Origin of the sequence: Pseudomonas brassicae (assembly GCF_010671725.1) — a bacterium.
Lineage (GTDB): Bacteria > Pseudomonadota > Gammaproteobacteria > Pseudomonadales > Pseudomonadaceae > Aquipseudomonas > Aquipseudomonas brassicae.
On sequence record NZ_JAAHBU010000640.1, the window covers coordinates 1 to 577 of the forward strand.

Here is a 577-nt window from a genome sequence, read left to right on the forward strand (position 1 = left end):
GCAGGCCAGCAGCAGCCACAGGGCAATCAGCGGTTTGTCGAGGTTGAGGTGCATCGAGAACGGCGCGGCATCCGTCGTCAGGCGCAGTGCATGGATGACTCGGGCATTGTGAAAGCCAGGCAAGGCGTGCATGGCCAGGCCGACCGCCAGGGCGGTGAACAGGCCGTGGCCCAGCACATTGAGCCAGCGCGCGGCGCTACGCCGCACCAGCCAGCCGGCGCCGAGCAGTGCGATGAAGGTGCAGGCGGCCGCAGGGGCGAGGCGGCCGTAGGCGAGGGCCAGGGCATAACCGCAGGCCAGCAGGAACAGCCCGATCCATTGGGACAACAGCATGGTGAATCCTTCAAGGCACAAAGCAGGGTCGGCACTACGACTGGCCAACCCTGCTCCAGGGCACGTGCTAGCCCGCGATCAGTTGGCGCAGCACGTAATGCAGGATACCGCCTGCCTTGAAATACTCCACTTCGTTGAGCGTGTCGATACGGCACAGTACCTGGATCTGCTCCTGCGCGCCGTTGTCGCGGGTGATGCGCAGGGTCAGGTTCATGTGGGGGCGTAGCTGGGCATTGCCCAGGCC

1 protein-coding gene and 1 pseudogene are annotated in these 577 nt (G+C 65.3%); both read right to left on the reverse strand.

The genetic code is table 11. The features are described 5' to 3' along the window. Window positions 1-333 (reverse strand): annotated as a pseudogene (locus G3436_RS26860) (CPBP family intramembrane glutamate endopeptidase); the annotation flags it as partial. A 67-nt stretch (window positions 334-400) separates the two neighbouring features. Further along, window positions 401-577 (reverse strand): hypothetical protein (locus G3436_RS29185; RefSeq protein WP_420801266.1); only part of this gene is annotated, 177 nt, incomplete at its 5' end.